The organism is Nocardia sp. NPDC057668, assembly GCF_042799795.1.
Classification (GTDB): domain Bacteria; phylum Actinomycetota; class Actinomycetes; order Mycobacteriales; family Mycobacteriaceae; genus Nocardia.
Genome location: NZ_JBHVIC010000002.1, coordinates 1,329,911 through 1,338,919, shown reverse-complemented (window position 1 = coordinate 1,338,919; position 9,009 = coordinate 1,329,911). Strand labels below are relative to the sequence as shown.

Here is a 9,009-nt window from a genome sequence, read left to right as displayed (position 1 = left end):
CCATTCCGAACCCGGAAGCTAAGGCCACCTGCGCCGATGGTACTGCACTCGACAGGGTGTGGGAGAGTAGGTCACCGCCGGAACATCATTCACAAGAACCCCCAGCCTTCGGGCTGGGGGTTCTTGTCGTTTCACGACCCTGGAACCCTCTGACTTCGGTCAGGGGGTTCGTTGTATTCGGACCCTTCGAGGGACTTCGGCAATCCGAAGGAAGCGAAGAGTTCCGGGCCGTGGAACGCCACGACCTTCGCTATGCCGGCGGGCGTGGGGGTCAGCACCTGGATCGAGTGCGCCTCGCCGTTCTGGTACATGGCGAAGGCGGGCTGGCCGTTGGCCGCGGTGGGGATCATGCGAATGCGGCCGGCTCGGGCGGGGCAGCGGGTGCCGATCAGGTGGATGACATCGGCGCGGCCGGCGAACCATTCCAGGATCGGGGGCATCTCCCAGACCGCATCGGCCAGCAGGAGTTTCGCGAGCGCGTCCATGTCGAAGGCTTCGAAGGCGGCGGCGTAGCGATCGAGGAGGGCGCGTACCTCCGGGTCGTCTGGTTCGGTGACCTCTTCGGCGACGGCGGGCAGGCCGGCGAGGGTCGCGTGTGCGCGTTGCAGGGTGCTGTTGACGGCGGGGACGGTGGTGTCGAGGAGGGCGGCCACCTCGGTTGCTTTCCAGCGCAGGACATCTCGCAGGATCAGGACCGCGCGCTGCCGCGGCGGGAGGTACTGCCACGCGGCGACGAGGGCCAGGCGGGTGCCGTGGCGCAGGTCGACGATCGCGGCGGGGTCGGTGGTTTCGGGGGTGATGAGCACATCCGGCACGGGTTGCAGCCAGGGCACCCGGTCGGCGTCGGGTCCGAGCGGATCGCGGTGATCGGCGGGGCCGCCGAGGCCGGACGGCAGGACCTTCCGGCTGCTGTGCGCGAGGGCGTTGAGGCAGGCGTTGGTCGCTATCCGGTAGAGCCAGGTGCGCAGCGAGGCGCGGCCCTCGAACTCCGGGTAGCCCCGCCAGGCGCGCAGCAGGGTTTCCTGCACGAGGTCTTCGGCGTCGTCGACCGAGCCGAGCATGCGGTAGCAGTGGGCGAGCAGCTCACGCCGGTAGGGCATGGTGCGCGCGGCGAAATCGTCGGTGCGGGTCAATCGAATCCTTCCGGCCGGGCGCGGTGTGGCCCCACGGGTGCGGTGCGGCCCCCACGAGTGTCGACCGCCCGCGGTCCCGGAATTCATCGGCGTGCGGCCGATGAGTTCCGGCGGCTCGGCGGTCGGTATCTGTGCGGGTCCGGATCGATCGGAAGGACATCTCATGGATGCGGCGGTTTCGAGGACGACACAGCGCTGGGTGCTGGCGCTGGGTGCGGTGGCGTCGATGATGGCGGCACTGGACACCCTGGTGGTGGCGACCGCGCTCGGCACGATTCGAGCGGATCTCGACGCGTCGCTGGCCACCCTGGAGTGGACGGTCAACGGTTACAACCTCAGTTTCGCGGTGCTGCTCATCACCGCGGCGGTGGTCGGTGACAGGTTCGGGCGGCGGCGTATGTTCGCGGCCGGGCTGGGGATCTTCGTCGCGAGCTCGGCGGCGTGCGCGATGGCGGGGACGGTCGGGCAGTTGATCGCCGCGCGAGTGGTGCAGGGTGTGGGTGCGGCGCTCATCATGAGCCTGGCGCTGACATTGGTGAGTGCGGCGTTCCCGGCGGAGCGGCGTGGCGTGGCGATCGGCGTGCTGGAGGGCGTGACCGGCCTGGCGGTCGCCTGTGGTCCGCTGGTGGGCGGTGCGATCGCCGAGGGATTGTCCTGGCAGTGGATCTTCTGGGTGAACGTGCCGTTGGGACTGCTGGCGATTCCGTTGGTGCTGCGCATGATTCCCGAGAGCCACGGCTCGGACACGGCGTTCGACGGCCCGGGTCTGCTGCTGATCACCGGGGGTGCGCTGGGTGTGGTGTGGGGTCTGGTGCGCGGGAATGTGGCCGGGTGGTCCGATCCGGAGGTGCTGCTGGCGCTCGGTGGCGGACTCGGCCTGCTGGTGGCGTTCGCGATCTGGGAATCACGCACGCGCACACCGATGTTCCCGATTCGCATGTTCACCTCGCGCGGGTTCGCGGCGGGCAATGCCGCGATCTTCCTGACGTTCGCGGCGCTGTTCGGCGCAGTGTTCTTCTACGCGCAGTTCCTGCAGATCGTCTTCCAATACGGCCCGCTGGGCGCGGGGCTGCGCCTGCTGCCGTGGACGCTCACTCTCTTCTGCTGCGCACCGCTGGCAGGGGCGCTGGCGGATCGGGTGGGCGAGCGGCCGATCATGGCGACGGGTTTGACCCTGCAGGCGGCCGGGATGGGCTGGATCGCGCTGATCGCCGATCCGGGAATGTCGTACGGCGCGCTGGTTGTGCCGCTCGTGCTCTCGGGGGTCGGGGTGTCGATGGCGATTCCGACCGCACAGAGCGCGGTGGTCGGCGCGGTCGAGTACGGGGCCATCGGGAAGGCCGCCGGGGCGAACAGCATGATGCGGGAGTTGGGCGGTGTCTTCGGAATCGCGGTCGTGGTCGCGGTTTTCGCGGGGTTCGGCGGCTACGGCACGGCAGCGGGGTTCGTGGCGGGGTTCGTGCCCGGGGTCGCGGTGGGTGCGGGGCTGTCGCTGCTCGGCGCGGTGGTGGCGCTGGCGCTGCCGGGCCGGGCGGTGGCCGCGGCTCCCGTGCGAGAGCTGGTTCGCGAGCCGTCCGTGGACTGATATTGCCTGGCCTGCAAGGCTGTTCGACTGCGAAGATCTGCGGATGAGTATGGATCTCGAGGAGCTCGTTGTCAGCCGTACGTTCCGGGTGCCGGCGGTCGAAGGACCGGCCGGGGACGGGACGATGGCGACGAGGCAATTCGACGCGGTCCTGATGTCGGCGGGGTTCAAGCTGTCCGGCGAGTTGTTCGCGCGGTTGTCCGGGCTCGCGGCGGGGACGGTCATCGACACCGCGGTGCGGGTGCTGCCCATGGTGCGCCGGTTGGTCGGCGACCACGTCGAGCACAACGTCTACTTCCGGGACTTCCCGGCGAATGTGCCCGGCACCGTGGAGTTCTGGACCGAATGCCTGGTGCGCGCGCTCGGTGACGAGCTCGCCGCCGAGGCGTCCATCCGTTCGGGTGCGGTGAATCTGCTGGCGCTCCCCGGCTACGGGACCTATCAGCACGACTACGCCGAGATGATCGCCGCGCACGATGAGCTGATCGCGAGCGTGCGGGATCGGGTGACCGTCCTGCACGCGGGAATGACTCTGTCCGAGGAGGTTTCGGCGCTCTACCTGTCCATGGCGGGCAGTGTGACCCCGTTCGGGACCGAGGACGTGGCGGTGCTGCGCGAGCTGGCGCTGCACTGCGCGACCGGTCCCCAGCCCGCAGCCGTTCCGGTCCGGGAGCACCGCGCGATTCTCAACGAGGTGCGCCTGGCCGCCGGCGCGGATCTGCTGGTCGATACCGTGACCGATGTGCTGCGGCTCGCCTGTCTGCTGTCGGACGGCGATGTCTCGCTGCTCGAGCCGACCCGGTTCCGGAGTTTCCGGCGTCCGGTGCGCCGGGCCCTGCTGGCCGCGCTCGACGGGGTGATCGCGGCCCAGCCGGCCAAGCTCGGCGATGTCGGGGTGCGCCGTGAGGCGTGGAAGCGGCTCGGGGAGCGGTTGCATCCGCACGAGTACCCGCGATACGACTCCGCGGCACAGGTTTTCGCGGTGGCTCGGGGTGAGCTGGCGGCTCCGTCCTTCGCCTCCCGGCTGGAGCGGATGCTCGCGGACGGTGATGTGGTGGGCGCGGCGCGGCTGCTGCGTTCCGCGCCGGGGATGCTGTTCCGGTCGATGGACAATCTGCTTCGCAAGGCCTTCGGTGACCTCGAGCGCGAGGGCGTGCTGCTCGAGCTGAACGGCGCGGTCGAGGAGGTGTCCGGCCGGGTGCTGCTGTCGGTGCGTGAGCATCTGGACAATCGCGAGTCCGGGGAGATGCGGATCTTCGCGAATCGCTCGGGCCGGGGCGCCGTTCTGCCCGACGAGCGGTACCCGATCGCGCCGGAGGTGCTGGACCTGCTGCGGGAGATGATCGATCGCGAGATCACGCGGCGGCTGGACGTGCCGCTGCCGCTCGTCATCGATCCGGAGATCCTCGAGGTCGCGCTGCCGTTGAGCGGCAAGGGCATCGGCGACGGTCTCGGGGTGCTGCCGCGCGGGTCGGTCACCACCGTCGACGCGGAGCTGCTGCGGTTCTTCGTGTACTGGCACGAGCGTGCGGTGCGGACCGATTTCGATCTGTCCGCCGTGCTGCTGGACCGGGATTTCACGAGTATCGGCTGGCTTTCCTACACCAATCTGACCGAGGTCGGCGGCGTGCACTCCGGTGATATCACCGCGGCTCCGGATGGCGCGTCGGAGTTCATCGACATCCGGCTGGACAAGGTCGAGGCCGCCCTGGTGCTGCCGCAGGTGAACATCTACACCGGCGAGGGCTTCGACGAGGTGCGGGAGTCGTTCTTCGGCTACATGTCCCGCGATGCCTATCAGCAGGGCGCGCCGTACGAGCCGCGTACGGTGCGGGCGAAGTCGGACCTGCGCGGTGCGGGCCGAACCGCGCTGCCGCTGGCCTTCTTCCGGCACGCGGACGGCCGCTGGCGGGCGAAGTGGCTGCACCTGCACCTGTCCGGGTCTCCGGAGTTCAACCGGGTGGAGTCGAACCAGCTGACGACGGCGACGCTGGCGCGGGCGGTGGTGGAACGCCGCTATCTGACCGTCGCGTATCTGGTCGGCTTGCTTTCCGCGACAACCGAATCGGTCCTGTGGGACGGCGGTCCGATCGCCGAACCGGTGACCTTCATCGGTCTTGCCCGGCCGGATGGTCTGCCCGCCGGCTCGACGGTTGTAACCCCGGAGAATCTGCGCGACCTGATTCCCGCCTGACTGCTACGGTAACTGCTGGCGAGGCCATGGTGGCGCTTCCTTCTCAAGAAGGCTCTTCGGAGCTGGATTTCACTCCAGCGTCACCGCTTTCCTCCCTCTGCGCCCCCGATCCGCTGTGATCGGGGGTTTCGCGCTTCGCCGCCCGGACGCGTGGAAAACCCGGTGACTCCGTCCGGCCGCCTCTGCTAGCGTTGCCGGAGGCGAGGCCATGGGGATGCTTCCTTCTAAATCTCTCTTCAAGAATCCAGCGTCTCCGCTCTCCTCGCCGCTCGCGTGGCCCCGATTCCGATCGGGGACTACGCGGTTACACCGCAACGCTTTTCGCACCGCACGGTGCGAGCCGGAAGGGAGTCGATCATGCGTGACATTCGTCCGCGCGTCGCTGCCCGTTCGCGGTTCGACGTGATCCTGGTGTCCTCGCCGGTTCGGTGCCGGCTGCGCGGCCGGTACTGAGTACCCGGCGCATTTTCGCGACTTCCACCGGGAGCCCGGAGGCTCCCGTCGTGGCGTGTTCGCGGCCGATGACGCTCCCGCCCGACCGCGGGGCGGGCGTCGGCCGCGCCGGGCAATCGCGCTGTATCTGATTCGGATCAGCACGAAGGGCCAAGACTTTGCGTACCAACACTTCTCGACAATCCATCGCCGCCGTTCGCAACCTCGGCATTCTCGCGCACGTGGACGCGGGCAAGACCACGGTCACCGAGCGAATGCTGTTCCTGGCGGGCGCCATTCACAAGCGCGGGGAGGTGCACGACGGCACCACCGTCACCGATTTCGACGCCCAGGAGCGCGAGCGCGGGATCACGATCTTCGCGGCCGCGGTGGCGTGCCAGTGGAACACGCACCGTCTCACCGTGATCGACACCCCCGGGCACGTGGACTTCTCCGACGAGGTCGAGCGGTCGCTGCGGGTGCTCGACGGCGCGGTCGCGGTGTTCGACGCGGTGGCCGGTGTCGAGCCGCAGAGCGAATCGGTCTGGCGGCGCGCGGATCGCTACGGGGTGCCCCGCATCGCGTTCGTGAACAAGATGGACAGGGCGGGAGCCGATTTCGAGGCCGCCGTCCGGTCCATCCGCGCCCGGCTGCATCCGGCCGCGCTGGCGGTGCAGCTGCCGATCGGCGCGGAGGACGGGTTCACCGGTGTCGTCGACCTGCTCGGCATGCGGGCGCTCGTCTGGACGGCGGGCACGCTCACGGCGGGCCCGATTCCGGCCGAGCTCGCCGAACGCGCCCGGCAACTCAGGCGCGAGCTGGAAGAAGCGGTGGCCGAGCGGCATTCGGGTGCGCTGGAAGAACTCTACGCACGGCCGCAGCTCACCCGGGCCGCCACGGCGGCGTCCGTCATCGACTCCGCTCGGACCGATGCCGGGTCGGCGCGGGTCGGCGCCGGATCTCCAGCCGATCTGCGCGGTGAGTCCGGCGCCGACGACAGCCGATTCGACCGGCACGCGGTCGTCGGTGGCGGTTCGGGTCAGCCCGAAACAGCCGCGGCGCTGTCGGATACGACGTTGGCTACCGCCCTGCGGGAACTGACGCTGTCCGGCGAAGTGGTGCCGGTGCTGTGCGGCGCCGCGTACCGGGACATCGGGGTCGAGCCGCTGCTGGACGCGATCGTGGACTTCCTGCCATCGCCGCTGGATCGCCCGCCGGCGCGCGGCGAGTGGGAATGCGGCGAGCCCGGGGACTGCGTGATCGCCCCCGATCCGGCGCAACGCCTGGTCGCCCTGGTGTTCAAGGTCCAGGGCGTCGGGTCGGCCCGGCGCACGTTCCTGCGGGTTTACGCGGGCACGCTCCGCAAGGGCGATGTGGTGCTCGATGTGCTCGGCAACCGATCCGAGCGGATCGGGCGCATCCTGCGGGTGCAGGCCGATCGGCACACGGAGATCGAGCAGGCCGTGGCAGGTGACATCGTCGCCGTGATCGGCCCGAAGTCCGCGCGCGCGGGAGCGACGCTGTGCCCGCCGGAGGCGCAGGTGCTGCTGGAGCCGCCGGCGGTCACCGAGCCGGTGGTGTCGGTGGCGGTGGAGGCCAAGGCTTCCGCCGACGTCGAGCGGCTGACGACGGCGCTGACGCGGCTCGTCGACGAGGATCCGTCGCTGGTCGTGCGCACCGATCCGGAGTCCGGTCAGACCCTGCTGTCCGGGCTGGGTGAACTGCATCTGGAGGTCGCGGTGGAGAAGATCCGCCGGGAGCGCGGGATCGCGGTGACGGTGGGCCGCCCGCAGGTGGCCTATCGGGAGTCCGTGGTGCGCGGGGTGGCGGGGCTGCGGTACCGCCACGCCAAGCAGTCCGGCGGTCCGGGGCAGTTCGCCGATATCGTGCTCGATGTCGAACCGCTCGATCCGGCAGCGGATTTCGAGTTCGAGTCCACCGTGACCGGTGGGCGCGTGCCGCCCGAGTACGTGCGGGCGGTCGAAGCCGGTTGCCGCGATGCCTTGGCGTCGGGTCCGCTTGGCGGGCACCCGGTGATCGGGCTGCGGGTCCGGCTCACCGACGGTGCGACCCATCCGGTCGATTCCTCTGAGCGGGCATTCCGCATCGCGGCTCGGCAGGCGGTGCGGGAGGCGTTGCAGGGGAGCGCGCTCCAGCTGCTGGAGCCGACGGTCGAGCTGACGGTCACCGCGCCCGAGGACGACATCGGCGCGGTGCTCGGCGATCTCGCGGCCCGCCGCGGCCGGGTCACCGAGTCGGCGGTGCACGGCGGCACGGCGGTCGTCACCGCGATCGCACCGCTCGCCGAGATATTCGGCTACGCAACGCGTTTGCGCAGCCGGACGCACGGCCGCGGGGCGTTCGCGACCCGGCCGCTGGGCTACGCGCCGGCCCCGGCGAGCTAGCGGGTCGCCGGCGGCCGCGGCTCGATTGGGTTCCCCCGGTGGTCCTTTTGCCGGGCTGGGGTGGCGGCTCGGTTGCCCTCGCCCTCGGCCTTGCCGTCGGGCCGAGGGCGGGTTCGACTTGCCAGGTGCCAGGTGCCAGGTGCCAGGTGCCAGGTGCCAGGTGCCAGGTGCCAGGTGCCAGGCGGCTGGGCGGCTGGGCTACGCGCCCGCCCCGGCGGGCTAGCGGGATGACGGGAAGTCGGTCGGCGTGCTCGCGGGGGCGGGTGGATCGGCGGACCGACGGGGCGGCGGATGGCCGGTTCACTCGACGTGAACCGGCCTTTCGCGTTGGCGGTCCGAGTGGGGTTGTGGCAGTGAGCAGTTCCGGTGCTAGGCCGATTTCACCAGGACCGCGCGGGTGTAGAGCAGATCGAAGCCGCGGTTCTGGGCGTTCTGCTGGGATTTGGAGCCGGGCTGGGTCGTGATGACGGCGATGTCGCAGCCCGCGGCGGCGGCCATGGTGAGGCGGTTGGTGAGCAGGGTGGATTGCACGCCCTTACGGCGGTGGGCGAGCAGCGTTGCCGCACCGGTCAATTGGGCTACGCCGTGCGACATGCGCAGGCTGGCCGCGCCCGCGAGCTGCCCGTTGTAGAGGGCGATGTAGCGCTGGACACCCGCCGCGCCGGTGAGGTCGCGCATGGCCCGGGCGATGATCTCGCGCGGGAACTCCTCGTGCGAGGCGACGCCCTGGGTGTCGGGCTGGGCGAAGCCGTCGGCGACGACGTCGAGCCAGGTATCGAATTCGTCGTCCCCGCTCGGGCGGATGGCGATCTCGGGCGGGGTGACGGCGGCGGTTACGCCGCGCAGGTCGATGCCGAGGACGTTCTCGAATCCCAGCAGCCGGTATCCGCGCGCGGTGAGGAACTCGCCGATGGCCGGGTCGGCGAGGTGGGCGAGCTCCACCTGTACCGGGGTGTCCCGCTCCGCGAATCGCTTTTCCAGCGCCTCGAACTCGTCCGCACTCGGAACGCCGTCGAAGCCCAGGCCCGCGACCTTGTTCAGCGGCGAGCCGGGTTCGGCGAAGGCCGCGACGCCGCCGGCCACCGGGACGAGGAAACCGCTGTCCGCGCCGAGCCTGTCCGCCGCGGCCGTCGCTCCGGCCGTGATCAGGTCCCGCTCCACCCCCTCGATGCGGGCGCCGAGCTCGACACTGCAGAACAGGGATCGCTGATCGTTGGGCATGGCTTCGAGCCTAGTTCGCGGCGGCAACCGAATTCGGCA

5 protein-coding genes are annotated in these 9,009 nt (G+C 70.3%); 3 read left to right on the top strand and 2 right to left on the bottom strand.

What is annotated here, in order from left to right; all coding sequences use genetic code 11:
* Window positions 1-131: 131 nt before the first annotated feature.
* Entirely contained in the window at window positions 132-1,133 is a 1,002-nt protein-coding gene (locus ACFVBH_RS18640) for a sigma-70 family RNA polymerase sigma factor (RefSeq protein WP_379002751.1), read from the bottom strand.
* A gap of 163 nt (window positions 1,134-1,296) precedes the next feature.
* Here ACFVBH_RS18640 and ACFVBH_RS18635 point away from each other — a divergent pair, with 163 nt between their 5' ends.
* The 3 genes from ACFVBH_RS18635 (at window position 1,297) to ACFVBH_RS18625 (ending at window position 7,749) form a co-directional block, all read left to right on the top strand.
* A complete protein-coding gene (locus tag ACFVBH_RS18635) occupies window positions 1,297-2,718 on the top strand; it encodes an MFS transporter (RefSeq protein WP_379002749.1) in 1,422 nt (473 codons plus the stop codon).
* A 43-nt stretch (window positions 2,719-2,761) separates the two neighbouring features.
* Complete coding sequence (locus ACFVBH_RS18630; protein WP_379002747.1) at window positions 2,762-4,912, top strand: TerD family protein; 2,151 nt, start codon at window positions 2,762-2,764, stop codon at window positions 4,910-4,912.
* 611 nt (window positions 4,913-5,523) lie between these two features.
* Complete coding sequence (locus ACFVBH_RS18625; protein WP_379002745.1) at window positions 5,524-7,749, top strand: elongation factor G; 2,226 nt, start codon at window positions 5,524-5,526, stop codon at window positions 7,747-7,749.
* A 369-nt stretch (window positions 7,750-8,118) separates the two neighbouring features.
* Here the strand turns inward: ACFVBH_RS18625 and ACFVBH_RS18620 are convergent, their stop codons facing one another.
* Window positions 8,119-8,949 (bottom strand): GNAT family N-acetyltransferase, encoded by an 831-nt coding sequence (locus ACFVBH_RS18620; RefSeq protein ID WP_354991069.1) that lies wholly within the window; start codon window positions 8,947-8,949, stop codon window positions 8,119-8,121.
* Between the last annotated feature and the right edge of the window lie 60 nt (window positions 8,950-9,009).

Excerpts from the sequence above, each read along its gene's own strand:
- ACFVBH_RS18630 (WP_379002747.1), top strand. The coding sequence starts at position 2,762 with ATGAGTATGGATCTCGAGGAGCTCGTTGTCAGCCGTACGTTCCGGGTG.
- ACFVBH_RS18635 (WP_379002749.1), top strand. The coding sequence starts at position 1,297 with ATGGATGCGGCGGTTTCGAGGACGACACAGCGCTGGGTGCTGGCGCTG.